At 34.3% G+C, this 26147-nt stretch carries 20 protein-coding genes; 5 read left to right on the top strand and 15 right to left on the bottom strand.

Going from position 1 to position 26147, the window contains the following annotated elements; translation table 11 throughout:
• Positions 1-429 precede the first annotated feature (429 nt).
• From FN795_RS20320 to FN795_RS20305, 4 genes are all read right to left on the bottom strand, one after another.
• Positions 430-1584 carry a glycoside hydrolase family 88/105 protein gene (locus FN795_RS20320; protein WP_142452312.1) on the bottom strand — a complete coding sequence of 385 codons (1155 nt, stop codon included), beginning with the start codon at positions 1582-1584 and terminating at the stop codon, positions 430-432.
• Between the two features lie 25 nt (positions 1585-1609).
• Positions 1610-2905, bottom strand: a complete 1296-nt coding sequence (locus FN795_RS20315) for a DUF2264 domain-containing protein (protein ID WP_244290017.1) — start codon at positions 2903-2905, stop codon at positions 1610-1612.
• Positions 2890-6984 carry a hybrid sensor histidine kinase/response regulator transcription factor gene (locus FN795_RS20310; RefSeq protein WP_142452311.1) on the bottom strand — a complete coding sequence of 1365 codons (4095 nt, stop codon included), beginning with the start codon at positions 6982-6984 and terminating at the stop codon, positions 2890-2892. The genes FN795_RS20315 and FN795_RS20310 overlap by 16 nt, the downstream gene beginning before the upstream one ends.
• A 156-nt stretch (positions 6985-7140) precedes the next feature.
• Positions 7141-10254: a glycoside hydrolase family 2 TIM barrel-domain containing protein gene (locus FN795_RS20305; protein WP_142452310.1), complete on the bottom strand. Its 3114-nt coding sequence runs from the start codon at positions 10252-10254 to the stop codon at positions 7141-7143.
• A gap of 362 nt (positions 10255-10616) precedes the next feature.
• Between FN795_RS20305 and FN795_RS20300 the strand changes: the two genes are divergently transcribed.
• The gene (locus tag FN795_RS20300; RefSeq protein ID WP_142452309.1) at positions 10617-11063 is read left to right on the top strand and encodes a GNAT family N-acetyltransferase; all 447 of its coding nucleotides are present in this window, start codon (positions 10617-10619) and stop codon (positions 11061-11063) included.
• A gap of 3 nt (positions 11064-11066) precedes the next feature.
• Here the strand turns inward: FN795_RS20300 and FN795_RS20295 are convergent, their stop codons facing one another.
• Positions 11067-11930 carry a LysR family transcriptional regulator gene (locus tag FN795_RS20295; RefSeq protein WP_142452308.1) on the bottom strand — a complete coding sequence of 288 codons (864 nt, stop codon included), beginning with the start codon at positions 11928-11930 and terminating at the stop codon, positions 11067-11069.
• A gap of 62 nt (positions 11931-11992) precedes the next feature.
• On the opposite strand from FN795_RS20295, the gene FN795_RS20290 reads away from it, so the two are divergent.
• From FN795_RS20290 to FN795_RS20280, 3 genes are all read left to right on the top strand, one after another.
• Positions 11993-12517: a GNAT family N-acetyltransferase gene (locus tag FN795_RS20290; RefSeq protein WP_142452307.1), complete on the top strand. Its 525-nt coding sequence runs from the start codon at positions 11993-11995 to the stop codon at positions 12515-12517.
• Between the two features lie 9 nt (positions 12518-12526).
• The gene (locus FN795_RS20285) at positions 12527-13414 is read left to right on the top strand and encodes a DMT family transporter (RefSeq protein ID WP_142452306.1); all 888 of its coding nucleotides are present in this window, start codon (positions 12527-12529) and stop codon (positions 13412-13414) included.
• A gap of 62 nt (positions 13415-13476) precedes the next feature.
• Positions 13477-14859 (top strand): hypothetical protein, encoded by a 1383-nt coding sequence (locus FN795_RS20280; RefSeq protein ID WP_142452305.1) that lies wholly within the window; start codon positions 13477-13479, stop codon positions 14857-14859.
• A 29-nt stretch (positions 14860-14888) separates the two neighbouring features.
• On the opposite strand, the gene FN795_RS20275 is transcribed toward FN795_RS20280, so the two are convergent.
• The 7 genes from FN795_RS20275 to FN795_RS20245 are packed head-to-tail and all read right to left on the bottom strand — an operon-like array spanning position 14889 to position 21623.
• The gene (locus tag FN795_RS20275; protein ID WP_142452304.1) at positions 14889-16010 is read right to left on the bottom strand and encodes an ABC transporter permease; all 1122 of its coding nucleotides are present in this window, start codon (positions 16008-16010) and stop codon (positions 14889-14891) included.
• Positions 16007-17113 carry an ABC transporter permease gene (locus tag FN795_RS20270; protein WP_142452303.1) on the bottom strand — a complete coding sequence of 369 codons (1107 nt, stop codon included), beginning with the start codon at positions 17111-17113 and terminating at the stop codon, positions 16007-16009. The genes FN795_RS20275 and FN795_RS20270 overlap by 4 nt, the downstream gene beginning before the upstream one ends.
• A gap of 1 nt (position 17114) precedes the next feature.
• Positions 17115-17858: an ABC transporter ATP-binding protein gene (locus FN795_RS20265; protein ID WP_142452302.1), complete on the bottom strand. Its 744-nt coding sequence runs from the start codon at positions 17856-17858 to the stop codon at positions 17115-17117.
• Positions 17848-18798, bottom strand: coding sequence for an ABC transporter ATP-binding protein (locus tag FN795_RS20260; protein ID WP_142452301.1), 951 nt, complete (start codon positions 18796-18798; stop codon positions 17848-17850). The genes FN795_RS20265 and FN795_RS20260 overlap by 11 nt, the downstream gene beginning before the upstream one ends.
• 7 nt (positions 18799-18805) lie before the next feature.
• Positions 18806-19708, bottom strand: a complete 903-nt coding sequence (locus FN795_RS20255) for an HlyD family secretion protein (protein ID WP_142452300.1) — start codon at positions 19706-19708, stop codon at positions 18806-18808.
• 11 nt (positions 19709-19719) lie between these two features.
• Positions 19720-20964 (bottom strand): TolC family protein, encoded by a 1245-nt coding sequence (locus tag FN795_RS20250; protein WP_142452299.1) that lies wholly within the window; start codon positions 20962-20964, stop codon positions 19720-19722.
• 29 nt (positions 20965-20993) lie between these two features.
• Complete coding sequence (locus FN795_RS20245; RefSeq protein WP_142452298.1) at positions 20994-21623, bottom strand: TetR/AcrR family transcriptional regulator; 630 nt, start codon at positions 21621-21623, stop codon at positions 20994-20996.
• A gap of 189 nt (positions 21624-21812) precedes the next feature.
• Between FN795_RS20245 and FN795_RS20240 the strand changes: the two genes are divergently transcribed.
• The gene (locus FN795_RS20240) at positions 21813-22583 is read left to right on the top strand and encodes a DUF2490 domain-containing protein (protein ID WP_142452297.1); all 771 of its coding nucleotides are present in this window, start codon (positions 21813-21815) and stop codon (positions 22581-22583) included.
• A gap of 1 nt (position 22584) precedes the next feature.
• Here the strand turns inward: FN795_RS20240 and FN795_RS20235 are convergent, their stop codons facing one another.
• From FN795_RS20235 to FN795_RS20225, 3 genes are all read right to left on the bottom strand, one after another.
• On the bottom strand, positions 22585-23580 hold the full coding sequence (locus FN795_RS20235) for an isoaspartyl peptidase/L-asparaginase family protein (RefSeq protein WP_035651310.1): 996 nt from the start codon (positions 23578-23580) through the stop codon (positions 22585-22587).
• Positions 23581-23639: 59 nt separating this feature from the next.
• Complete coding sequence (locus tag FN795_RS20230) at positions 23640-24542, bottom strand: ROK family protein (protein ID WP_142452296.1); 903 nt, start codon at positions 24540-24542, stop codon at positions 23640-23642.
• A gap of 141 nt (positions 24543-24683) precedes the next feature.
• On the bottom strand, positions 24684-26144 hold the full coding sequence (locus FN795_RS20225; protein ID WP_142452295.1) for a glycoside hydrolase family 125 protein: 1461 nt from the start codon (positions 26142-26144) through the stop codon (positions 24684-24686).
• Between the last annotated feature and the right edge of the window lie 3 nt (positions 26145-26147).

The raw sequence follows: 26147 nt of genomic DNA, 5'->3' as shown, positions 1-26147 counted from the left end.
TATTTTTGGGGAAAACATCCTTCTTATTCATTTTTCTCAAATTGCGACATTCAATCTGAGCTACAAATCTAGTAGAACACTCTGCGTCAGGAGGGGGGATTTCTGATAATAAAGAAGGGTCAAATTAGTACAAGACCGCAAAAACACAGCGCTTTTAATATATTTCAGAAAAAAAGCCTTTCAGAAATCAAAATTTAATAAATATATATTCCGTTTATTAGAGAGGGAATGTTTAAAGTAATTGCAAGAATTTATATAAATAACAAGAGAATCCATTTTTTGAAATGAAAACCAAAAGAACATTTCCCGCAACTATTTATTCTATTTAAAACTCCTTTAAAAAGTAAATCGCAAATATTTTTACAAAAAAAAATCGGCTAATTTTCATTTCAGAAATCAAGCCGATTCAAATAAATTTAATACTAAAAACTACTTCACAAAACGATACATTTCTGAAGCTGCCAATAGAAAAGCTCCCACTCCAAAATCAGCTGTAGAATTCTTATCTACAACTTGTCCTGGAATTGCTTTTTCGCCAATAGGCTGGACATAGCCCACAGTTCCATCTTCCTGAAGCGCAAAAGTGGTTAAATAGTTCCAGGATTTTTCTGCAACTGGCAAATAGGTCTTTTTATCCAAAATTCCGTTGTTGATTCCCCACAAAAATCCGTAGGTAAAAAAAGCAGTTCCGCTTGTTTCTGGACCTGGCGCATGTTCTGGATCCAAAATACTTCTGGTCCAATATCCTTCTTTTTGTTGTGCTTCCGCCAATGCCTGAGCCATTTCTTTAAAACGTTGAATATATTCTTCTCTATGTTTTGCTTTTTTTGGCAAATCCTGAATAATTTTAGCATAACCCGCAAAAATCCATCCATCTCCTCTAGCCCAAAAATCTTTTTTCCCATTAGCACTTGTATGTTTTGGATAAACATATTTGGCATCACGGAAATATAATTTTGCTTCCGAATCGTACATAATACTATCTGCATATTTCAAATACGAATCTAATTTTTCCAAATACATTTCATTTCCGGTAACGTTGTAAAGCTTTGTCATAACTGGCATCACCATATACAAACCGTCAACCCACCACCAATAATCATTTGCAGAAGTACTCATTTCGTATTCCATAACTTCTTTTGCGCGGGCAATTTTTTGTGGATCTTTTTTTCCTGTGAAATTGTATAAATCAATATAAGTCTGAAAACAAATCTGCCAATCGCCAAATAAAACATGTTTATCGGTTTCGCCATAATTGTATTTCCATTCTGATTTATCTGTTGATTTGGCGCCCATCCATTGGTTTTTATCTGCCCAAGCCATTGAATAATCTAAATATTTTTTGTTCTTAGTTACCTTATACGCTTCCATATTTCCGGTATGATAAGCGGAAACATGCCAGAAAGAATTTCCTGATTCCGGGTGCGTACTTTGCCAACGATTATTTACTTTATCGATAATAGCGATAACCTCTTTTTTAGATTCTTTTATTGCCGTTTTCTGTTTTACGGCACTGCTTTTACAGCCAACAGCAAGTACCGAAACTGCTGTCAATACAATAAAAATTGATTTTTTAAAAAACATAATTATAATTAGATTAAGCGTTTAATTATTTTGAAGCATGATCAATCGGGATTTCCTGACCTGACCATATTTTCTTTTGTGTCCAAGGTTGGTAAGCAGTTGTCCAAAACGAATCTGTCGCTGGTAAACCCAAAACTAAAAAGGCTTCTGTACACAAATACAAACTTCCTGTTGAAATATAACCTTCGCCAATATTAGGCTGATGACCATATAATCCAATCTGAAGCCAGCCATTTTTGTCAAAAGTTTCTTTGGCATTTATTTGATTATTGATCATAAAATAAAGTGCCGAACGAACTTGCGCCGGAGCAATATCTTTTGGCAATTCTTTCCAAAGTGCAATCTGTGAAAGCAATTGAAAAGCGCCAAAACGATACGCCAATGATCGTCCGATTGGCGGATAAGTTCCATCTGGAGAAATTAATCTTTCCTGAATTGCAGCATATCTTCGGGACCTGTTCAACACAGTTTCATAATCTTTTTTATAATCGCTATTTTTATCTTTCAGCAAATTTAAAATGTCAAGCTGCATCGGGTGAATGACAAAACTATTGTAATAATCCCAGTGAAAATCTGGGCCATCGCCGTAAATTCCGTCTCCCAAATACCATTCTTTATGTTTAGTCAAACCAAAATTCAACCTATTTGCATCTTCTTCCTTATCAAATTTGATAATCGCCGCTTCAACCATTCCGGCAAAAAGAAGCCAGTTGCTGTTGTAAGGTTCAATTTTTCTGGATGATTTTAAAGCTGTAATAACGTTTTCTTTTGTAACGGCATCAAGCGGTTCCCAAAGTTGTTTTGGCGCACGAAGCAAAGCTTGAGCAAAAAAAGCAGCATCAACCAAAGGCTGTTTATCGTTTACAAAATTCATAAAATCAGCCGCATTTGGGTCGGTTGCGTTATGAATTGATTTTTGTGCCAAAGCAATATATTTAGCTCTTAATTTCCCTTCGGAAGTATCATCTGGACCTAATTCAAGCCAAGGAGCCATTCCCGAAAGTGTTCTTCCAAAAGCCTCTAAAAAAGTTACATGTGTCCTTTCGTCCCAAGCGCCAGGTGATTTTTCAACAGGCATTAAGGCTTTCAATTGATTATTACTTAAAGCGGTCAAAACAGGATCTCCAATTTTTACTAAAGAAGCAACAAAAAACTCGCGAACTTTTTCAGGAGAATCTTTTTCCGGCTTCTTTGATTGTGCTTCTACATTTGAAATTATAAAACAAATCAATACTGCTAAAACAGCATTTTTAAAACGATGACTCATATATTTTTTTCCTTTTTCTTTTTTCTTGCTTCTTTCTTCTACGTTGATTTCCAAAAACTCTCATTCAGAATGTATTTGTTGTCCTTTACATTCTGATATTTTTTCTTAAACTCCGAAGGATTCAAATTATAAAATTGTTGAAAGTGTTTTCGGAAATATTTTATATCGCCAAAACCAGCTATTGAAGCGGCTTGGCTAATCTGCAAATCGGTTGTGATTAATAACGTTGCTACTTTTCTAAGACGAACATTTCGGGTAAATTCTAAAACCGATTTTCCTGTAATTTTTTTGATTTTTTTATAAACCAAAGAATGACTCATTCCCAATTCAGATGCTAAATCTTTGATATTAAAATTGTCGACATCTAGATTAGAATCAATGAGTTCGATGATTTTATCGAGCAGTTTTTTATCCTCGTCAGACAATTTTGGTCCGGCAACATTTTTTGTAACCGAATTAAGTAAATAATTCTGTTCGCTGTCACGACGCGTCAAGATTCCGTTAATTCTGGCCAATAAATAATCATTATCAAATGGTTTTGTGATGTAATCATCAGCGCCTACTTCAGCTCCTTTTAGTTTTACATCTTCAGATGTTCCTCCGGTAAGCAAAATCACGGGAATATGTTTTAAGTCAGGATCGGATTTTATGTGTTTGCAGAAAGCTACTCCGTTCATCTCTCCCATTACAACATCCGAAATAATTAAATCGGGTTGTACGTTTTTTACAATATTTAAAGCTGTTTCTGCATTTTCGGCTGCAGTAACGTGATATTTTGATGCTAATATTCGTTTGAGATAATTCCTGATCTGAACATTATCGTCAACAACTAAAATGCTTTTTGCATCTTTAATCACATCTTTTACATTTTCAGGCTCTTCTTCAATTGGCTGCAAAACATTTTCCCGAATAGCAGTTTCTTCTAAAGCTTCATCCAGAAATAAAGTTCGGTCGCTTAAATCTTCACGGATTTCGATATCTCCAAAATGTTCTTTTCCGAGAAGCAGTTTAATTTCAAAAACAGAGCCTCCATTTTCATTATCTCGACAGCTTACCTTTCCTTGATGTTGCGCTATAAATTGTTGTACCAAATACAATCCGATACCAAATCCTTTGCGGTTATTTTTGACATTTTTGCCCGATTGATAAAACAAATTAAAGATTTTGTCTTTGTCAGCATCCAGAACTCCTTCTCCGTTATCGGTAACATTTATAATAACTTCTGTTTCAGTACATCTTAAATTAACAGCCACTTTTCCGTTTTCTTTTTCTGTGAATTTTAAGGCATTCGAAATCAAATTAAACAAAGCCATTTCTATTTTTTCCCGATCGACATAAACCAACAGTTTTTCTTCAGAAATGCTAAAACTGTAATCTATTTTTTTTGATTTTGCGTGATGCACAAAACAGCTGAAAACTTCTTTGCACAGCTCCACAATATCAATTTGTCCAATTTTAAGTTTTCCGGTTTCGGTTTCTGTTTTTCTAAAAAGTAACAGCTGATCGACTAAACTCAACAATCTTCTTGAATTGCTGTAAACCATTTCAATCGCTGCTGGATCAATTTGCTGTTCCGTTCCATAAATAATATCCTTTAGCGGATTAATAATCATCGTTAAAGGTGATCTGAATTCATGAGAAATGTTCGTGAAAAAGGTCAATTTTTTCTCGTTCAGTTCTTTTTCTTGTTTTGCCAAATCCTGTGAAAGTCGCACTTCATATTTAAGCTTCGCTTGTTCGCGTTGGTATTTATCTACTACATAAATCAGCAGAATTAAAACAACAAAATAGAAACAATACGCCCAACCACTTCTGTACCAAGGCGGTAAAATGGTAACAGGCAAAGAAATAGATTTGGAATTCCATAATCCTTCAGCATTTGTTGATTTGATTTTCAGGACATAATCGCCTTCTGTAATTCTCGAATAATTCGCACTTCGAATATTATCCACATAATGCCATTGCGAATCCCATCCTTCTAAAAAATAAGCATAAGAAATTTTTTCCGGCAAACTGTATTCTAAAGCCGCAAAATCAATATTCAGCATCGATTCATCATATGGAAGTTTTAATTTTTCAATTCCAAAAGCGCCTAAACCGTCCTGATCATAAACTTTATTATTTACTTTAATCGAAGTGATAATCAACTTTGGAAAAGCGTGAACCTGACTGTTTATTTTTGTATCAATTATATTAAAACCTTTTATTCCGCCAAATACAATCTCGCCTGTCGAAAGTCGCAACGCCGCATTGTAATTGAATTGATTGCTCTGAAGTCCATCAGTATCATGATAACTTGTGATTTTTCCGGTGTCAACATTGTAAACAAATATTCCGTTGTAAGTACTGCACCAATAAGCTCCTTGTTTATCGCGAACAATATTTAAAATCGAATTATTCGGGAGTCCGTTTCGCTGCGTCAGGAATTTGCGTTCAAAAGTTTTCGGATTAAAAATCATCAACCCTCCACCTTCTGTGCCAACAAGCATTTTGGTCTCTGAATGCGAAACAATCGAACGAACCGGATATTTCACATCAACTTCTTTTCGTTGCATTGTATTGGGATCGAATCGGAATAATTTTGAAAAATTCCCAATCCAAAGATGATTCTGATCCTGAGTCATCGAAATGATACCGCGAATTTTTGCATCAACAAAATCAAACTGATCTTTCATTTCGTTGTATTTGTACAAGCCTTCCTCATCGGGCGAAGCTGCCCATAAAATGTTCTTTTTGCATTTGAATAATACCCAAATGTTTTTTTGAACCGCTTTAAGTTTTGGATGAAAAAGATTGTATTTTTTAAAATTGTGCGTTTGGGAATTAAAAAGACAAACTCCGCCTCCATAAGTTCCAAACCAGGTTCCTTTATTGTCTTTTAAAATTACAGAAACGAAATTATTGCTAAGCGAATTTGGATTTCCCGAATTATAAGAATAGTTCGTAAACGTATTTGTTTTCCTATTCCAAAGACTTGCGCCCGCGCCATCAGTTCCAATCCAAAGATTTTCAGAATCTTGTTCGCATAATGAAAGAATGAAATCGCTAGGCAAAGTATTTTTTGTGCGCTCATTTTTAGAAATCGTTACAAAAGGACTTTTTGTCTCTTCGATAGTGTTTACTCCGCCTCTTAAAGTCCCAATCCAAACCCGATTTTCATTATCTAAATAAAGCGATGAAATAGCATTGCTGTTGAGTTTTTCTTCATCGAGGCTCGTGCTTAAAAGCGAAAAAGAGTCTTTATTATAATTGTATTTAATAACACCATTTCCGTTTGTGGCAATCCAAAGTTCATTGGCGGAAGCCTTAAACATTAAGTCCGAAATGGGATATTGAATTTCCTGATTCGTGTAAAGATAATGTGCCTTGTTTTTTGTATTGTATTTCAAAAGTCCTTCTTCAGCAGCTAACCAAATATTTGAAAATTTGTCGAATAAAATACAGCCACTGCCCACAGAAGTCGCAAAAACAACAGAAAGTCTTTTTGCTCCAGATTCCATAGCGACCAAACCAACTCCTGCAACAGAACACCACAATTTACCCGACGGATCAAAATCCATTTCCTGCACGTGAAAATCCCATTGCATTTTTCCATTTACCAAAAGCGGAATCTGGATAATCTCTTTATCTTCACCAGCAGAATAGAGCAAACCTTTTCCCGCTGTTGCAATGTACATTTTCGACTTAAAATCCCGAATTTGATTGACAACAAAATCTATTTTTTCACTTTTAGAAGTCTTTGCGTTTATGTAATTCTTTAAAGTAAACTGATTGCTCAAATAGTCATAAACGCTGATGCCTCCCTTTGTGCCAATCCAAATTTTATTTTGAGTTCCACAAACGCTAACTATTCTATTATTTACCAATGATTTAGAATCGTTTGGTTCGTTTCTGAAACTTAAAAAATTATAACCATCAAATCTGCTTACGCCGTCATAAGTTCCAAACCACATCAAACCTCTTTTGTCTTTATAAACCGAAGTTACCGCATTATTGGCAAGGCCATTTTTGATTCCGAGATACCCAATTTCATATTTTTTCTCTCCAAATTTTGGAATAGAAGTTCCTCCAGCCTGTGGTTTAGCAGACAAATGAACTAAAAGTGCAAAAAATAATAGAATTTTGGTTTTCAAAATTTCGGATTTGAGATTAAGTATATTTTTATTTCCTTTAAAAAATCAGGGGCATAATTTATTCGTGTGAAAAATACAATTATTAAATTAATCTTAAAAAAAACCTATGAAAATAAATCATAGGTTTTTCATGTAAAAAAACACATACAATTCTTATCAATTAACCAATGAAATTATATAAGAGTAAGTATATTTTTTATCTGTTAAGCGGTATTGATCATGTGGCAAACGCCCCCAACTGTCATCTCCTCCTACTCCTCTTTGTCTATAATCTAGATGAAGATAAACCGCTTCTTTAGAATCTAAATCCAAATCAGATGGATGGCGTTGTGCTTTAGTTTTTCCTGGATCCAGCATTTCTGTTGAAATATTCAATGCGCTAAAACCTAATGCCTGCAATCCTTCAAATTTTACGCCTTGTCCTTTTGCGTTTTTTAAAGTCAACCAACGAACATCAGTTTTGTAACCGCCTTCTTGCGGGCGAATGTAACTTTTTGTGTATTGATTGATTACTTTGTCTGAATATTCGCCAATAAACGCCGCCGAATTTCTATCTGAATAATTTTCCCAAGGGCCTCTTCCGTAATAATTCAAATTGTCAAATGCTCCATTTAATTTGGCACGCATCCCAAAACGTGGCATTTCTGGTAATTCTTTTCCGGCCAAATCTATAGCTGCAGTAACTTTTATTGAACCGTTATCCTGAATTAAATAATCCACAGTATAAGGAACATCAGCAGCGGCTAATTTGTAAACAGCTTTTATCAATAAACCTTCAGTTGATTTTTTGTCCAAAGTCACACTTACAGTCGATGGATTTTGTGATGCTTCTTTCCAGATTACCAATTTATTTTCCATGTTGCTTCCAAAATCATTATCAGTTGGAGCTCGCCAGAAATAAGGCGTTGGGAAATTATTGAAAATTGGATTTGCTTCATTTTTCAAATTGTATTTTAAAATTTCTCCTTTTTGAAGATCAAATTCTCCAGAAACGCTTTCAGTTTCAAAAGAAAGCACATTATTTTTTACCGAATATTTCAGTTTTGAAGTGCTTTCTGCAATCTTATTATTTTTAAAATAAGAACCTTTTCCTATCGCAAACTGCTCTCTTGCAAACTCATGACCTTTTGCAACCAAAGGTGTATCGTATTTCGAAACTGCATAAACATTTACAAAATATTCAGAATCAGCATCGATTGAACCTAAATTTAAAGCTACTTTTTTACTCTCTGCAGGAGCAACTTCTAAATTAAATTCTCCTGATTTTGCGATTGCGCCATTTTTAACCAATTCCCATTTAAAATTAAAATCAGAAAGATTGGTAAAATTATAAAGGTTTGTTACCGTCAAATCAGATTCATTAAGCTCAAAATGAATATTTTGGTATACTTTTTTGATTTCGCTTAAAGCTGGTTTTGGAGTTCTGTTCGAAAAAATAACACCATCAGCACAACCATTTTCATCATTTTGAAGTTTTGAAGCGCCTAAATCGCCACCGTAAGCCCAAAATGTTTTTCCGTTTGCATCTTTCGTTTTTATTCCCTGATCAACCCAGTCCCAAATAAAACCGCCTTGCATGTGCTTGCTGCTATTGATGATATCCCAATATTCCTGAAAATTTCCGCCGCTATTACCCATTGCGTGTGCATATTCACACATAATATACGGACGCTTTTTATCGGCTGCTGCATAGGTTTTCATACTTTTAATTCCCGGATACATTGGGCAAACGATGTCTGTATTTCTGTTTTCTCCAGCCTGTTCAAATTGAACCGGACGTGTCGAATCTACTTGTTTTAACCAATCGTATGCATCATAAAAAACTTGCCCATTTCCACATTCATTTCCTAAAGACCAAATAATAATTGAAGGATGATTTTTGTCAAAAGCAAACATTCTTTTAATACGATCTAAATGCGCCGGCGCCCATTCTGGCAAATACGCCGGATGTTTTTTCTGATCAAACCAATTTTGCCACTCTGCGCCCATTGCGTGCGACTCGATATTCGCTTCATCAACTACATAAAATCCATATTCATCACACAAATCATATAACTTGGTATCATGCGGATAATGGCTCATACGAATAGCATTAATGTTGAATTCCTTCATTAACTTAAGGTCTTTCAACATCAATTCTTCGTTTGGCACGTGCCCGTTTACATCATCATGTTCGTGAATATTTACTCCTTTTACCATCACTGCTTTTCCGTTAACCAAAAGCTGTGCGTCTTTAATTTCTACTTTTCTGAAACCTGTTTTTTTAGAAACTGCTTCAAGAACATTTCCTTTGTTATCTAACAAAGTAATAGAATAGCGATATAGATTTGGTGTTTCTGCATTCCATTGTTTTACATTTTCAATGGTTTTTGAAAAGCTGATTTTAGTTTCTTTCGCGTTAACTTTTTTGCTTTCAGAATAAACTGTTTTTCCTTCTTTATCAAACAATTCAACTTTAACCGAAGGATTTTTTATTTTGTTATTTTCAAAATATTTTAAAGTTACGTCAAGATTAAAAAGTCCGTTTTTATATTGATCGTCTAAATCGCTTTTTACAAAATAATCCCAAACCGCAGTTTTAGACATTGCCTGCAAATAAACATCGCGTTCGATTCCGCTTAATCTCCAGAAATCCTGATCTTCTAAATAACTTCCGTCGTGCCATCTAAAAACCTGAACAGCAATTAAATTTTCTCCTTTCTTCAAAAATGAAGTAATATTAAATTCGGCCGGCGTTTTTGACGCTTTTGTCATTCCGACTTCCTTTCCGTTTAAAAATACTCTCGCATAACCCGAAATAGAACCAAAATGAAGAATAATTTCTTTATCGTTCCAGGAATCTGAAACTGTAAAATTGCGTCTGTAACTCGCAACCGGATTATAATCTCCTGCAATAAATGGTGGATTTTTAGGAAATGGATACGTAATATTAGTATAAATCGGAATATCATAACCTTGTAATTCCCAGTTTGAAGGCACCTGAATTTCTGACCATTTGCTGACATCAAGTCCTGGTTCGAAAAAATTCGTTGGTCGTTGTGCCGGAGTTTTAACAATATCAAATTTCCAAAGCCCGTTTAAACTTTGGTACAATGCTGATTTTTTAGGATTGTTTTCCTTTAATTCATCGGCATTGCCGTATAAAAGAAACGAACTTCTTCCAGATTCTTTTCCTCTGTCTAATACTTGCGGATTTTCCCATTCATTGGTTTGTGCAAAATTAATTTGCGCACTTAAGAACAGCGCAGCTGCTAAAAAAATTTTCTTCATCTAACTTTTTTTGATTGTCTAAATTTTGTTTTTGAAACAGAAAAAAATTGTCATTCCAAATTGATTTAAAGTATTTCTTTTATAAAAAACTTATAAAAAGCACCTTCCTAACACTAACCAAATCTTAAAAACGTAAACCTTAAATCAATTTGGAATAACAAATTCTGAATCACAAATTTAGATATTCACTAAAAAAACATGAGGGGCAATCCGATATACTAAAAGGGGTAATTTAGTAATACTCCTTATTCTGTACAATATTACCCCCTTTATTAATGCGTTTTTAGCATCAATTGATAAAAAAATAGCATTTTATATCATTACTCCTACTTTTATCTTTGTGGTAAATAATACAAACTAAAATGACATTTAACCATACAATTAAATCATTTGATGAATTTACGAATCACGAACTGTATCAAATGCTTCGGTTACGGAGTGAGGTTTTTGTGGTAGAACAAAATTGCCCTTATCTTGATCTGGATAATAAAGATCAGGAAAGTTTTCATCTTTTATATTTTGTAAATGATGAATTAGCAGGCTGTACACGATTGCTTCCGGCAGGATTATCGTATAGTGAAATTGCAATTGGAAGAGTTGTAATTGCTCCACGCTTTCGCGGATTGGGATTAGGAACAAAAATTATGGAAGCTTCAATTGCAGGCTGTCAGGAAAAATTTGGCGAAGGCCCAATTCGGATTAGTGCACAATATCATTTATCGAAATTTTACCAATCGGTTGGATTTGTGGAACAAGGGGAACCTTATGACGAAGACGGAATTCCGCATATCGAAATGCTTAGAGCTTAAAAATTACGGAATAATCAATTTTAAAACATTGGCCAAAACAGGATTATGATCTTCGGTTCTCCAATTGATGTACAAATCGGTTTCCATTGGAAGTTTAATAAATCGGATGCCTGGAATTTCATGAAAAAGATAAGAATCGGGCAAAATTGCAATTCCGAGTCCTTTTCGAACCAAAGCAATAATCGCTGAACCGAATTCTGAATGAAGATAAACTTCAGGAGCGTTTTCAAAAGAATTGAATAATCTTTGAATCAAATCGCTGTAACTGCTGCCTTCATCATTGGTTGGTAAGATGAATTTTTGAGATGCCAGCGTTTCTTTGGTCAAATCTTCGGGTGTTTTATAAGGATGATTTTCGGGAACAACAATCGCTAAATGATCTGTATGAAATTTTTCTGATTGAATATCTTTGGCATTATTAATATCTCTGGTAATCGCCAGATCTATTTTATAATTACGTAGAAAATCCTGCTGATGTTCATAAAGAACCTGAACTAATTTGATTTTAAGTTTTGGATAAGCCGCAGAAATTCGGGACAAAATATCCGGCATGATAGAAGCAGAAATCGAATCTGGATGTGCAATCGTAATAGTTCCGCTTTCACCCAATTGAATCTGACGTGCCGACTGATGAATAAATTCAAGTTTATTAAGCTCGACTTCCCATTTTCCTTTCAGAAACTGGCCAGCAGCAGTAAGTTTGACATTGCGTTTATTGCGCTCAAAAAGCTGAACGCCCAATTGGTTTTCCAAAGACTGAATTTGACGACTCAATGCCGATTGTGTAATATTCATCTTTCCGGCTGTGTTCCAGAAATGAAGTTCTTTGGCAAGAGCCAAAAAATATTTGATTTGTTGCAAGTCCATTGATGCAATTTACGCATTTATTAAGAACCAAAAACATGTTTTAACGCATTAAAAAAATAAAAATGAATACGCTAAAAATTACAAAAGCAACGCTTAACGATTTAAGAATGCTTCAAGATATTGGAAGACAAACTTTTTCTGAAACTTTTGCGGAAGTGAATTCAGAAGAAAATATGGCTAAATATTTGGAAGAAAGTTTTGCGGCTGAAAAATTAGCTTCGGAACTTAAAAATGAAGCATCTTATTTCTATTTGGCAGAATTGGATGAAAAAGTAATTGGTTATCTAAAATTAAATACGGGAGACGCGCAAACCGAAAAACAAGGAAAAAATGCTTTAGAAATTGAACGTATTTATGTTGCAAAAGAATTTCACGGCAAAAAAGTAGCGCAGGCACTTTATGCTCAGGCTTTGCAAATTGCCGAAGAACTTGATGCTTCGTTCATATGGCTTGGTGTGTGGGAAAAGAATTTCAGAGCGGTGCGTTTTTATACCAAAAACGGTTTTGAGCAATTTGACACGCATATTTTTAGATTAGGCGATGACGAACAAACCGATTTGATGATGAAAAAAATCCTAAAATCTTAAGATTTCAAAATGGAAAAAAAACGACTTTTATTGATTTTATTAATCATTGGTACAGCCTTTTGGGGCATTTCTTATTCGGTAACAAAAATGGCAATTGGAAATTATTCTCCAGCCACATTTTTATTTTATCGCTTTTTATTGGCTGTTATTATTTTGACCATAATCTTTTGGAAATACGTTAGAGAAACCAATTTTGAAGCGATCAAAACTGGTGGGATTCTAGCAATTCCAATGTTTTTAGGAATTCATTTGCAAACAATTGGACTAAAACATACCGATGCTTCACAATGTTCTTTCATTGCTGGATTGACCGTTATCATAATTCCGTTATTAAAATTGGCTATTTACAAAACCAATGCTTCTTTAAAAATCTGGGGCGCCGCTTTGACGGCTTTAGCAGGTTTATTTATTATCGCCATAAAAGAAAAATTTACGATCAATTTAGGCGATTTATATACCATTGCGGGCGCTTTTGCTTTTGCGGTTTATTTGATTTCAGTTGAAAAACATTCGGCTTTAAAAAATCTTTTATATTCTATTGTTCCAATGTTTGCCTTTTGCGCGCTTTTTACTTTTATCCTTGCCATCACAGATCACAATGCAGATTGGTTTCCTGAAAATAATACATTCTGGCTTGGTGTAATTTACTGTGCCTTATTTTCGACGGCTTATATGTACACCGTTTCAAATATATCACAACGTTATTTATCGGCAGAAAGAGTTGCTGTGATTTATTTATTTGAACCTGTTTTCGGAGCAATTGGAGCTTTTTTCATTTTAGGCGAAAATCTTTCCTGGCGTCTTCTTTTGGGCGGAAGTCTGATTTTTGCCGGAACTATAATTTCTGAAGTAAATTTTAAAAATAATAAACTCACTACTTTAATTGGAAAAAACTAAAAAGTGATACATTCGTCACAACCTTTTTATAAAAAAGAGCATCTTCTTATAAAAGAGAAATTATGAAAAAAGTTGTATTGCTTATTTTAATGGTGAAATCATTTTTTAGTTTTTCCCAAGATTTACAAAAAACGGGAGAAATTAAAATCATCAACCGATATTTGTCTATACTAAAAACACAAAACGGTTATGTTTTCATCGGTCCTGAAGGTGAAAAATCTGAAGAATATGACTACCTATATATGCCAGATAACAACTGTAGAATTACGGCAATTTTAAAAAAAACAGATAGCAATCAAAGTCGTCTAAAACAAAAAAAAGATAATGATAATCACGGCATTCAGGGTGACTTTCATATTTTAGAATTAATGAAGGAACTGCATTTTATTGATGAATACAATTTTGAAGGAACAAATGAACTGACAAATGGAAATATTCGTTCAGGATTGACAGAAGAATACGGCTATGCATCAAGAAATGGGAAATATGCATTGATTAATAGCAAGGGAAAATTCCTAACCGATTTAAAATATACAAATGATTTTGACTATAGAGAGAATCCGCATTTGAACTATTATTTCGAGAAAAAAAAGCTTGTTTCTGTTTTGATCGATCAAATAACTGGAAAAGAAGTATTGGCAACAAAAGACAGTATTGTGGAATATTGGAATCCAAACAATTATTTGGTTAAAAAGTATAAAAAGGAAAAGTACATTTTAGTTCATGATGGAAAAATACAACCTGTTCCAAAAGATTTCAAAAGACTAAACGGCATTCCGCTATCCAAAAGCACAATCTTCACTTATAACAATGGATTTTTTGATAAAAATGGTCATAAAATAGAAAGCGATTTTGTTCCGCATAGCAATTTTTATAACGGACATTGTATTGTATTGGAAATAATAAAAGAAAAACAGCGGTATAATTATTACGGAGAACCATTTCCGCGACGCGAAACCCGAAGCTTTAAAATAATAAATGAAAATTTTGAGATTGTAAAATCACTTCCTGACATACAAAGAACAATCAGCAGTTTTAATAAATACGGGCAGATTATTGTAAATCGAAGATATGAAGACATAAGAAACGGCGACACTGACAATCAATACATTATTGATTATAATGGCGATATAATTCTTCCTTCATCAAAAATCAGGACTGAGATATATGAAGTTTCTGAAGGGCTGTATTTAGCAGAAGATGCAACATATCCGCCTGTAAAAGAAAGATCAAAGCTGTATACTTACTTTAATCAAAAAGGAGAGAATATAACTAAGGCTATAACACAACTTCCTATTTATCTTGGATTTAAAGAAAATACTGTGCAAAAATATCTTGTTGCATATGGAATTATATATTTGACTTTAGACAAAGAAAACAATATTATAAGTTCAGATCAAAAATCTTATTTATTTGATGCTCCGCCTGTATTACCTTATGAGTAATTAATCTAAAAACTATGCTGTTTTTTTAGTTAACTTGTTTTCTTATAATTATAAATCGCGAGTGCGTTTAAAACAACGGCAAAAATAGATAAATAGAAAAGCTCCTTGCCTACTTCGTTTAAACCGCTTCCTTTTAAAACTATTAAACGGACAACTTTAATAAAATGAGTTACGGGAGTGAATTCAGACATTGTTCGAGCCCAATTTGGCATACTGTCTGTGCTGGTGAAAAAACCACTCATGAGCATAAAAATCATCATGAAGAAAAAGGCAATAAACATGGCTTGCAGCTGCGTATCTGCAAAAGTTGAAATCAACAGCCCGAGGCCTAATAAAGCTATTAAATAAACCGCTCCAAAAAGATAAAGTACTGCAAGACTTCCCATTGGAAATATTCCGTAAATCAAATACATTACAATCAGACCAACTGTAAACACAATCATTCCCACAATCCAAAATGGTATAAGTTTCCCTAAAATGAATTGCCATTTTTGAATAGGCGTTACATTGATCTGTTCAATTGTTCCTATTTCTTTTTCTTTTACGATGTTCAATGCCGTAATAAAACCTCCAATTAATGTCAGCAACAAAACTAAAATTCCGGGAACCATATAATATTTATATTCCGCTCGTGGATTGTACCAATTTGTACTTGTTAAGGTAATTAATGAAGGAGAAATCGAAGAAGTTTGTGGCAGTTTAAAACGAATATCAAGGTCACGGCTAAAATCAGCCAATACGACATTTAAATAGGCATTTCCAATATTTGATTTTGTTCCGTTGATGGCATCAGCAGCGATATTTACTTTCTGACTGCCTTCTCTCACCAGATTTCTTTCAAATCCTGACGGAATCTCTAAAATCAAATCGGCTTCGCCAGTTTCAATTAATTTTAAGCCACCCAAATAAGAATCAGGCGTTCCTGCAATATGAAAATATCCTGATGAACCGATTTTGTTGATCAATTTTTGAGAATAAGAACTGTGGTCATGATCTACGTAAGCAATATTGACATTTTTTACTTCAAAATTTGCTGCCAATGGCAAAATAATGAGTTGCATTGTTGGAACAACGAACATCATCGCCAGGATGGTTTTGTCTCTAAAAATCTGACGAAATTCTTTCTGTAATATAAAACGAAGCAATTTCATGATAATCGAATCTTAAATTTTTTCAGTGCAATAGTCAATAAAAAAGCCGCCATTCCTGCAAGTATCAAAGTCTCTTTCCATACAAATTCAAAGCCTAGTCCTTTAAGCATTACAGATTTTACAATACTATAATAATATCGGGAAGGAACGGCATGAGAAATGACGCGGAATATCCAGGGCATATTTTCTAATGGAAACATAAAACCTGTAAGTATCAATGTTGGCAACATCATTCCCATCATCGATATCAGCATTGCGGTTTGCTGAGAATCAGTAACATTTGAAATCAGCAAACCAAGAGAAAGACAAGTAATAATAAACAGTATGCTTTCGGCAAAAAGTAATAAAAAGCTTCCTTTAATTTCTACATGAAGAAGATATACTGAAAGAAATAAAATAAGTATAAAATTAATTAGTGAAAGTACGAGATACGGAATCGCTTTTGCAATCAAAACCATTATGGGTTTAAAAGGCGATACTAAAAGTATTTCCATTGTGCCAAGTTCCTTTTCGCGAACCACAGAAACCGAAGTCAACGCAGTGCTTACAATCATAAATATCAAGGCAATTACACCCGGAATAAAATTTAGCGAACCATTTTGCTGCTCGTTGTAAAGTTGTCTTAATTCGGGAATGATTTGATAATTCAACTTTGCTGTTGGATTTAGCTGTTGCTGATAATCATTTACAATAGCAGTCAAATAATTGGTTACTATTGTCGCTGTATTAGGATCTGATGCATCGGCAATTACCTGAATTTTAGCTCCGCCGGGACGCTGCAAATCAGAACCAAAATTAGATGAAAAGATAACGGCACATTTGATGCTCCCGTCTTTAAAACGATTCTCAATGTCTTTATAATTCAAAATCGGATTTTCAACATTAAAATAAGAACTGGATTGTATTTTTGCTATAATTTTCTCCGTGTGAATATCATGTGAATTATCCTGAAATGCAATTCCGATATTTTTGACTTCACTACTCAATGCGAACCCAAAAAGAATAATTTGGGCTATTGGCAGCCCAAATAGAATCAGCAGGGTTCTTTTATCCCTGAAAACATGGTAAAATTCTTTTTTAATGAAAGCCAATAATCTTTTCATATTAATCTGCTGCTCTTTGGGCGTTGCGTGCCAGTTCATAAAAAACTTCATCCATAGAAGTCGTATTGAAACGTTTTTTTAATTCGGCCGGCGAATCAATTGCTTCAACCCTTCCGTCAACCATGATACTAATACGGTTGCAATATTCCGCTTCGTCCATATAATGCGTGGTTACAAAAACCGTAATTCCGCTTGCCGCAGCTTCATAAATCATATCCCAAAATTGCCTTCTTGTAATAGGATCAACACCTCCGGTTGGTTCATCCAAAAAAACAATTTTTGGTCGATGAAATACTGCAACAGAAAATGCCAGTTTTTGTTTCCATCCTAAAGGAAGACCACCAACGAGTTTTTTAGCCTCTTTTTCTAATCCAAGCATTTTGACCAATTCTGTACTTCTTTCCTTTATTTCAGGTCGGGAAACGCCGTAAACACCGCCATAAAACTCAATATTTTCTAGAATCGTTAGATTATCATACAAAGAGAATTTCTGGCTCATATAACCAATATTCTTTTTGATTTTTTCCTGTTGTTTGTAAACATCAAATCCGGCCACACTTGCTTCTCCAGATGTTGGATACGAAAGTCCACAAAGAATTCGCATTGCCGTTGTTTTTCCAGCTCCGTTAGCGCCCAAAAAACCAAATATTTCTCCTTCGCTGACTTCAAAACTGATTTTATCAACCGCTTTGAAATCACCAAACTGTTTGGTCAACTCTTTGCAAACTATGGCTTTATTTTCCATTTACGATTTCTTTTAATTCTCCTAAATTATTTTGTTCCCGCATCAATCGAATAAAAGTATCTTCAATTGTTGGTTCAATAATTTTTACTTTGAAATTTTCAGGATTGTATTTTTTTGCGATTTCTTTAACTCGTTCCTCATTTGCGTCTTCAGAAATTAATGTTATATGAATAAATTCTCCAAAAGCATCGCAACTTTCTATTTCCTTATCCGTTCGGAAATCCTGCAATAATTTGTAAATATTTTTGGCTTTCGCAGCAAATAAAGTTTTCGGGAAGCTTTTTATAATGTTTTTTGGTTCATCAACGCTCATTATTTTTCCGTTTTGCATCAGCGCAATTCGGTCACATAACTTTGCTTCGTCCATATAAGGAGTTGAAACTACAATGGTGATTTTCTGCTCTTTGAGTTTGATAAGCATTTGCCAAAATTCGCTTCGTGAAACTACGTCAACACCGGTTGTAGGTTCATCTAAAAATAAAACTTCCGGTTTATGAATCAGCGCGCAGCATAAAGCTAGTTTTTGTTTCATTCCGCCTGAAAGTTTTCCGGCACGTCTGTTACTGAAAGGTTTTATTTGGTCGTAAATATCTTTTATCAGTTCATAATTTTCCTCAATTGTAGTTCCGAAGATAGTGGCAAAAAATTCGAGATTTTCCTGAACTGTCAAATCTTGATATAGCGAAAATTTCCCTGGCATGTACCCAACTTTGTTTCGTATTTCCTGAAATTCTTTTACAACATCGTGTCCTTCAACAATTGCAGTTCCACTATCAGCAAGCAAAAGTGTTGTCAGAATCCTAAAAACGGAAGTTTTTCCAGCGCCATCAGGACCAATCAATCCAAAAAGTTCGCCTTTCTGAACCTCAAAAGAAACATCATCTACAGCGACAAAATCACCATATTTTTTAATACAATTTTTTAATGTTACTGCAGACATAAAACTATTATTTTGACCAAAGAACTTCTCCGTACATACCAATTTTAAGGTAACCATCATTTTTCACTCTAACTTTTATCGCGTAAACCAAATTTGCGCGTTCATCTTTAGTTGGAATTGTTTTTGGTGAAAACTCCGATTTATTAGAAATCCAATTAATTGTTCCCTGATATTCTTTGTATTTCTTTTCGCCTTGATCAATTCGTATTTTAACTTGCTGTCCAATTTTTATTTGTGGCAATTGCGTGCCTGTAATATAAGCGCGAAGATCAAGGATTTCGAGATTTGCAATTTTATATAATGGCTTGCCAACCATTGCCATTTCATATTGTTCAGCATATTTTGCAAGAACAGTTCCTTTCACTGGATTTACAATAACGGTTTTGTTTAACTGATCATCAACACCTTTTAATTGAACCCCAACTGTATTGCTTTGCTCGGTCAGGTTTTCGTTTGTAATTTCCAAAGAGCTCTTCTGTGCACCAATTTGCGCTTGTAATGTTGCCACTTTAGCATTTGCATCGTCAAGCATTTTTTGAGAAGCTACGCCGCCCTTAACCAATTTATCGGTTCTATTGCGATCAAGAATTGCATTCGCAAGTTGCTTTTTTAAACTTTCAGTTTGAATGTTTTCCTGAGGTCTTCCGCTTAGAATTGTTTTTTTGTTTTGTGACAATTGCATTTTATTAATATGTAGTTGTGTACTATCAATATAGCCCACTTTTTGCCCAACTTCTAATTGTTGTCCCTCTTCTAAATTCAGTTTTACAATTTGCCCATTCGCTTGCGCAGAAAGAATAGTTTCAACGGCTTCAAAAGATCCTGAAGCATCAAAATCATTTTCATTATTATGGCACGACAATAAACAGATAACAGGCATTAAAAAATATAAAAGCTTTATTTTTTTCATAATATGTACTATTAATTTCCTTTGATTGTTTGATACTCATAAGCAGTCATGAGCAATTGAATTTCGTGCAAAGCTTTCTCGGCACGTGCATTTCCTTCTTTTTCGGTTGCATTTAACAAATCTATAAGCGGACCAGCACCAGTATCGTACTTTAACTGATAACCTTCACGAATCGTTTGACGAAGTTTTACAATATCATCATCATCTTTCAAAATTGCTGTTTGTCTTTCAATATCAGCCGTTTTCTGATTCATTTGAAATCTGGTATTGAACAAGAATGTTTCTTCCTGAATGTCGATTTGATTTAATTGTTGTTTTGTTAATTCCTTTTCATTTGAATTTTTATACAACCCTTTAATATCCCAACCAACGCTTAATCCAGCAACTCCAACAGTTGAAATTTTATTATTTCCGAGATTGATTCCAGGCGCCAATACAACGCCTGCTCCAAGCAAACCGACTTTTGGCATAAGATTTACTTTTTGCATATCTGCCTGTGCCGTAACCAAATTGCGCTGATTTGCAAAACGAAGTTGTTCCGGTCGTTTGATCAGCGTATCAAAAGCAATAGGATTTACAGGTTTTTCTAATTTAGACTGACCAATATTTTTTCCAATTAAATAAGAAAGCATTGTTTGATAACCATTTCTGGTGTATTGAAAATCCTTTTTTTGTCGGTTTAAATTTAATTGCTCGACTTTCATTTCATCGACATCGGTTTTATAGTTAAGTCCATTTTCATGAAGCTTATTTACTTTGTCGATATTATTGCGAAGAATTGTATTTTGGATTTCCAACTGTTTTAACCGTTCATCAATCAGCAACATTCCAAAATAAAGCTGATTTACTCTGGAACGTAATTCATAAAGCGAAACTTCAACAGAAGCCTTATCAACATTAGAAGAAGCCTCAATAATTTTCTTCTGAGTTTTGGTCGCACCTCCATCCCAAATCACCTGATTGACCTGTCCTAAACCAATAAACTTGAACTTGCTGTCGTTTCCTGAATTTCCCATAGTTGGAAAATCGCCAAAAACATAACCTTCAATTGCCGTAATACTTACTTGAGGCAAATAAGCTTTGTTCGCATTACTTATTGTATATTCTTTGCTTTTTTCAATGAGTTCGTATTGCTTGATTAAAGGATAATTTTCTACTGCAAGCTGATAACTTTGATCAATTGTCAAAGTCTGCGCCGAAGTGACATTGATAAAGAATAGAATTCCAATGTATTTAAGTAAGTTTAATTTCCTCATTTGTATAAATAAATTAACTTCAAAATCATTTAAACTGCTGTAAACATTGCTTTGATCCAAATTGGGATTTTTTTCTTGCGTTCCAAAATCAAGTTATTAAACTGCTCTGTTTCCAAATTTCTGCTTCCCATAATAATCGGTTTTGCAATAAATGGGAAAACCACTAAACCCAAAAGATTCATTAGAAAATGCAACGGATTTGGTTCTGAAATTTCTTTTTTCTCCACTGCTTCCTGAAATTGTTTAATGAAAACAGATTCGTTTACAATTTCTCTGATTGGAAGTCTTTTCAAAAGTCCGTCGGGATTATTACGAATCTCAGTCAATATAAAAGTTGGAATTTCCGGCTCTTTTATAATGAAATCAATGTAGCGTTCGGCAATAATTTTTACTTTCTCCTCCAATGATGTTCCTTCATCATTCAAAATCACTTTCATACCACTTATAAAACCAACGAAAGTTTCCGACATTATTATTTCAAAAAGTTTTGCTTTGCTTCTAAAATAATAATTAAGCAAAGCAAGATTCAAACCTGCTTCTTCGGCAATATCTCTTGTTCTGGTTGCGGCAAAACCTTTGTTATAAAAAACAGTTTTTGCAGCTGATTTTATTTTTTCTTCTGTACTTGTATCTTTCTTTTTGGATTCTGAAACACTCATTTTTAGTTATTTAAATGCAAATATAAAATATTTCAAAATAAGTTAAACAAATTTTTTAATCAAATGATTAAATATTTTGTTTAAACTGATTTATAGAGAAAATGAGTATCTTTACTTGACATTGTTTTCAAGGCCTTTTATCGATTCTAAAGAAATTTACTGATTAAACTAATTTCTATCGTTATATATATGAAGAACAATTTTTCTTGGATTTATATCCTTTTATTTCCAATTACAGTAATAGGACAAACCGACCAAAAAAAGGATATTAACCAACAGCTTCAAACTTGGGTTTCTATCAATACGGTTACAAAATTTGCAGATCATTGGGGCATAATTGGGGATTTTCATATCCGTCGAAACGATTTTGTTTCTGATCCTAGTTTTTATTTTATAAGAGGAGGCGTCACTTATATTCCTAATTCAAACGTTTCATTGAACTTAGGATATGCACATATGTGGCTGGCACCTTCAAATGAAGACTGGAGTACTTTTGCTGATGAAAACAGGATTTATCAACAGGCACAATTAAATGCTAAAGTTGCCAATGTGAGTATTTTGCAGCGCTTAAGAAACGAGCAACGCTGGCAGGAAAAAATGGTTGACGATAAACCCAGCGGAGATTGGCGTTTTACGAATAGAATTCGTTATTTAATGAGTTTTACTTTCCGAATTTCCGATAATAAATCATGGCCGTCCATGGTACTTTCAGATGAAATTCTTTTACAATTTGGTGAAGAAGCCGTCTACAATACCTTTGACCAAAACCGTTTTTTCATCGGAATCAAAAAAACAATAAACCCAAAATGGAGTTATGATTTTGGGTATATGAATGTGTATCAGCAAAAATATTCAGGTTATCAATATGATATGAATCATACTATTAGGTTGTTTTTTTATCTAAATACAAGTATCCGAAAAAAAGCCTCTTCAACTACTGAAAATTCTGGCGATGAATAATTTATTTCAAGAAAAAATCAGCATCAATTAAACGATTTCCGGTTTCGTCATAAACAGCATAATTAAAACCGCCCTGAACGCAATACGAACCATATTCGCCATTCTTATTTAAAGCAATAAAACCAACCTGAATATCTTTTAAATCTTTATTTCTGTTCTTAGTCAATTTGACAATTCTGGCTACAGCTTCTTCACAGGCTTTTTGAGGCGATTTTCCCTGACGCATCAATTCAACAACCAAATGACAACCAGCAATTCTGATTACTTCTTCTCCATGACCTGTTGCAGTTGCGGCACCAATTTCGTTATCAACATACAAACCTGCACCAATAATTGGTGAATCACCAACGCGTCCGTGCATTTTAAACGCCATTCCGCTTGTGGTACATGCTCCAGAAAGATTTCCATCCGCATCTAAAGCGATCATTCCAATGGTATCGTGATTTTCAATATTCGCAATTGGCTTGTATTTACTGTCTTTCAGCCATTCCTTCCACTCTTTTTCAGATTCTTCTAAAAGTAAATTTTCCTTTTTAAAACCTTGTTCCAAAGCAAATTGCAAAGCACCGTCACCAACAAGCATTACGTGAGGCGTTTTTTCCATTACGGCTCTCGCAACAGAAATAGGATGTTTTATAAATTCAAGACAAGCAACAGAACCAATATTAGCGTTTTCATCCATAATACAAGCGTCGAGCGTTACACGTCCGTCTCTGTCTGGGCGTCCGCCATAGCCTACACTTCTTTCTTTTGGATCAGCTTCTGGGACTTTTACACCTGCTTCTACAGCATCCAGTGCTTTTCCATTCTTTTTAAGAACTTCCCAGGCTGCTTCATTTGCAGGAATTCCAAATCGCCATGTCGAAAGTACAATTGGTTTCTTTCCTTTTTTAGAAAGTACTTTTTCATCTTTCTCAGAATTTGTCTGAAAAGATTGCAATGCTACCGCAACAGAAGCAATTGCGGTTGTTTTTATAAAATTTCTGCGATTTGTCATGACTTGTATTTTAAAACTTGGAGAAAATAAGGTTTTGCTTAACTGTAAAATTATAAAATCTATCCTTTATAAAACATACTTGAAGCACCTAATAAAGCTGCAATTTCATTATCAGTAGAAATAGAAACACCAATTTCGATTCCGCTTTCATTTATTTTTTTATTGAAAGCCGATAGAAAAAATTGACTCGCATTAGCAATTTTTCCACCAATGATAAATTGATCCGCATCAAATTTCTCCAACCACGGAATTACAACTGAAGCCAGATTTTCTCCCATTTCTTCAAAAACTTTTATAGCGATTTCGTCACCGTCTAGCGCAAGATTGTAAAGTTCTAATCCGTTGTTGCGTCTTTTTCCGGTCAAACTTTCATAATTCGCCAAAAGACCTCTTGCCGAAATATAATCTTCGGCCATGCTATCTTTGTATGGTAAATTGTAGATTTCTCCATCAGCAGGCACAAATTCACCAGTTGAAACTGAAACTCCTTTGTCTATAAAACAAGCTCCAAGTCCAGTACCAAGCGTCACTGCCATCACTTTTTTAGATAAATTTTCGGCATTTTTAAAAACTTCTCCTTTTCCAAAACAAACCGCGTCATTTTCAAAAAGAATTGGAAATTCGCTTGATAGGTTTAATGTTCCCTGAAATAAATAACGCACATTCAAACCATAAAAATGTTCGTATTTTGACTGGTCCTTGATCCAGCAAAGTCCGTTAGTATAATCAAACGGACCAGGCATACAAACTGCAAGTCCATTAATTGCTTCTACTTTTGAATTTTCAACCGAAGTCCGGATTACTTTTTCCCATATTGACATTACCTCATTCACAGGCAAATTAGAATCAAAAGATTCTTTTTGCACTGAAAAATCAATCACTTTCATATTTACAATATCAATGATTGCAGCGGTAATGTGAGTTCCTCCAATATCAATTCCAACGGCATATTCTTTATTCATTTCTTCTATTTTATCTTATTTTGAAATTCAGTTTTCGTTTTTCAATTTTCATTTACGGCATAAAAATTCCTTCATTATAATATTGAAACTATAACTACAACTGATTTATTAACTTATTCTATTTCTGATTAAAGGAAAATTTTAGATGTATTTTTCTTTTAAAATCTGCGGATATTTGATGCTCGTGTGAACAATCATTTCTCCGAAAAGTGTATTTGCCCACGCGAACCATTTTCGTGTAAATTTTGCTACATCGTCTTTATGAAACGATTCGTGCATAAAACCAGTATCAGCATTTGTTTTGATCAAATTGCCAATGCAGGCTCTAATTTCTTTTTCGTCAACACTCGTAATCGCCCTCAAAACAATACTCATTGGCCAAATTGTATCTGCACCAGTGTGTGGGCCGCCAATTCCTTCTCCAGCTTTTCCTTTATAAAAGAAAGGATTGTTTTCTGAAAGCACTACTTTACGCGTATTCAGATACAATGGACTGTCTGGTTCAATAGCTCCTAAATACGGAAGCGATAATAATGACGGAACATTAGCATCATCCATCATATGAAAACTACCGTATCCGTTTACTTCAAAAGCAATGATTTTTCCGAATTTTGGATGCTCGATAATTCCGTTTTCTTCTAAACCTTTTTGAACCTGATTTCTTAATTCTGTAGCTTTGGCAACCAAATCTTTGTCCAACATAGCCGGCAAAGAGAAAATTTCAATCAAATAACCCAAAACTTCAATCGCAAACATATTACTTGGAATCAAATAACCAAATAAAGTACTATCGTCACTTGGTCTAAATGTAGAAACAATTAATCCGCAAGGCTTTACAGGATATCCGTAACCGCTCAAAGGTACGCCGTCTGTTGCCCACGCCGTTTCTCTCTGAAAAGTATAAGGCCCTTTATCATGCCATCTTTGTTGTTCTTTAAAAGTCTGCAATACTAAAAGCATTGCTTCTTTCCATTGCTTATCGAACAAACTTAAATCGCCTGTTTCTTTCCAGTATCCATGTGCCAAACGAATAGGATAACACAAACTATCAATTTCCCATTTGCGTTCGTGAATTCCTGGTTTCATCTTGGTCAGGTCATTTTTCCATTCGCTTATTTTAGAAAAATCTTTATAAAAAGCATTTGCATACGGATCAAGCAAAATGCATTTTGTCTGGCGGTTGATAACACCTTTTACCAATTCGGCTAATTTTTTATCTTCTTTTACAAACGGAATATAAGGCCAGATTTGAGCCGTACTATCACGAAGCCACATTGCGTCGATATCTCCCGTAATTACATAAGTATCTGGTTTTCCGTCGATGATTTCAAAATCAACTGTTGTATCTAATGTATTTGGAAAACAGTTTTCAAACAGCCATGCCAATTCTGGATTTGCAATTTGTTTTTTGATTCTGACAATCGCCGCTTCAATAGCTGGGCTTGTAAATTTTCTTTCTGCCAAAGGCGGTCTTTTGCTGATAAAATCTTTAAGTGCAAAATTAAAACTGTCTGAATTCATCGCAAAAACATCCGTTTGAAGCGCTAATAATCCTGCTGAAAAAATGCCTGTATTTTTTATAAATTTTCTACGTGACTGCATAGT

The organism is Flavobacterium resistens (genome assembly GCF_900182645.1).
Taxonomy (GTDB): domain Bacteria; phylum Bacteroidota; class Bacteroidia; order Flavobacteriales; family Flavobacteriaceae; genus Flavobacterium; species Flavobacterium resistens.
This window is presented reverse-complemented; position numbering and strand designations above follow the sequence as displayed.

Coding starts and splice junctions, on each gene's coding strand:
- FN795_RS20250 (WP_142452299.1), bottom strand. CDS start 20,964: ATGAGGAAATTAAACTTACTTAAATACATTGGAATTCTATTCTTTATC.
- FN795_RS20235 (WP_035651310.1), bottom strand. CDS start 23,580: ATGACAAATCGCAGAAATTTTATAAAAACAACCGCAATTGCTTCTGTT.
- FN795_RS20265 (WP_142452302.1), bottom strand. CDS start 17,858: ATGGAAAATAAAGCCATAGTTTGCAAAGAGTTGACCAAACAGTTTGGT.
- FN795_RS20270 (WP_142452303.1), bottom strand. CDS start 17,113: ATGAAAAGATTATTGGCTTTCATTAAAAAAGAATTTTACCATGTTTTC.
- FN795_RS20275 (WP_142452304.1), bottom strand. CDS start 16,010: ATGAAATTGCTTCGTTTTATATTACAGAAAGAATTTCGTCAGATTTTT.
- FN795_RS20280 (WP_142452305.1), top strand. CDS start 13,477: ATGAAAAAAGTTGTATTGCTTATTTTAATGGTGAAATCATTTTTTAGT.
- FN795_RS20245 (WP_142452298.1), bottom strand. CDS start 21,623: ATGAGTGTTTCAGAATCCAAAAAGAAAGATACAAGTACAGAAGAAAAA.
- FN795_RS20295 (WP_142452308.1), bottom strand. CDS start 11,930: ATGGACTTGCAACAAATCAAATATTTTTTGGCTCTTGCCAAAGAACTT.
- FN795_RS20305 (WP_142452310.1), bottom strand. CDS start 10,254: ATGAAGAAAATTTTTTTAGCAGCTGCGCTGTTCTTAAGTGCGCAAATT.
- FN795_RS20230 (WP_142452296.1), bottom strand. CDS start 24,542: ATGAATAAAGAATATGCCGTTGGAATTGATATTGGAGGAACTCACATT.
- FN795_RS20320 (WP_142452312.1), bottom strand. CDS start 1,584: ATGTTTTTTAAAAAATCAATTTTTATTGTATTGACAGCAGTTTCGGTA.
- FN795_RS20290 (WP_142452307.1), top strand. CDS start 11,993: ATGAATACGCTAAAAATTACAAAAGCAACGCTTAACGATTTAAGAATG.
- FN795_RS20255 (WP_142452300.1), bottom strand. CDS start 19,708: ATGAAAAAAATAAAGCTTTTATATTTTTTAATGCCTGTTATCTGTTTA.
- FN795_RS20240 (WP_142452297.1), top strand. CDS start 21,813: ATGAAGAACAATTTTTCTTGGATTTATATCCTTTTATTTCCAATTACA.
- FN795_RS20300 (WP_142452309.1), top strand. CDS start 10,617: ATGACATTTAACCATACAATTAAATCATTTGATGAATTTACGAATCAC.
- FN795_RS20285 (WP_142452306.1), top strand. CDS start 12,527: ATGGAAAAAAAACGACTTTTATTGATTTTATTAATCATTGGTACAGCC.
- FN795_RS20225 (WP_142452295.1), bottom strand. CDS start 26,144: ATGCAGTCACGTAGAAAATTTATAAAAAATACAGGCATTTTTTCAGCA.
- FN795_RS20260 (WP_142452301.1), bottom strand. CDS start 18,798: ATGTCTGCAGTAACATTAAAAAATTGTATTAAAAAATATGGTGATTTT.